1 protein-coding gene is annotated in these 1,164 nt (G+C 35.6%); it reads left to right on the top strand.

The features are described from left to right. Window positions 1-1,079, top strand: a 1,079-nt coding sequence (locus tag TY19_RS16155) for a hypothetical protein (protein ID WP_042280379.1), incomplete at its 5' end; no start/stop codon positions are given. Window positions 1,080-1,164: the final 85 nt, after the last annotated feature.

Genomic DNA, 1,164 nt, shown 5'->3' with positions numbered 1-1,164 from the left:
ACGCTGCCTGCCATAAAATTGATAGCGGTTGTCGCAAAATTGATGAAAAACTTTCCACTATTATTCCTCAAATTCAGGATTTAGAAGCCCAACAACAAGAATTTAAGCAAACGGTTGCAGAAACTTGCCTTATCCAGGCTGAAACAAGGGAAACCATTGGGCAAATTCAGGCAGAGATTGAGGGAATAAGAGTGTATACTTCTATTCCCACTCAAGAAGAACTAGATAACGGAAAAGAACAAAATCCACTACTGGCATCCATGCAAACGCAATGTGAAATACTGCGCTCTCACATAGACTTTATGAATACAATAAATGAGAAAAAATCCGCTGATTTAAAGGCATTCAATCAAGCCTTTCAAGAACTTCAAGAATCTTATGAGGAACTAGAAATTCTTAGGCAAGAAATAAAACAGTTTCAACAAGATGATGAAGAGTTTGTAAAAGGTGTAGAAGAGCTTCGAGAAGATGGCAAACAGCTTGCACAAGCAGTGGAAGAGCTTGGAGAAGATAACAAACGGTTTGCACAAGCAGTGGAAGAGCTTGGAGAAGATAACAAACGGTTTGCACAAGGAGTAGAAAAGTTTGGAGAAGATAACGAACGGCTTGCGGAAGAAACAAATAAGCTAACTGAAGGTGTACAAGCCCTTAAAATCGATATAAAAGAAATCGATCAAACACATGAAAGGTTGGAAAACCGGTTACAAGAAATACAAGAAACTGAGCGATTAATGAAAAAAATTACCAAACTATTTAATTCCTCTCAAGTTTCAGATTCGCAAACGTCAACAACGCAAACTTCTCTAACAGGCGTAAATTTACACTCGCAGCAAACAACAAAACGTAAAATTACATTTCTTGGTTCAATCAAAAACTTAATATTTCATTCATCTTCTCGTAAAAATTTTTCGACTTCATTCTTAAATCAGATTCGTTTAATTTTTGCTTGGATTGGTATTTTTCAAATTGCCAATGCGATTTTGTCATCCTGCCAAACTAAAAAAAATCATCCTTCTAATCAAAAGGGAGCCTTTTTTTCTGCTATTTCATCTTCCAAGAGAAAGCAAAGTGATGAGTAAAAAATTTGCAATTAAAATAATTTGCAACGATTAATTGCAAAACTAAACGGCATATAGCCAATTGAAATGAGAATTTAGGTAGTGC

This window comes from Candidatus Protochlamydia sp. R18, from assembly GCF_000648255.1.
In the GTDB taxonomy this organism is placed as follows: Bacteria; Chlamydiota; Chlamydiia; order Chlamydiales; family Parachlamydiaceae; genus Protochlamydia; species Protochlamydia amoebophila.
Note: the sequence above shows the minus strand (reverse complement) of the source record. Positions and strands in the feature narration are given on the sequence as shown.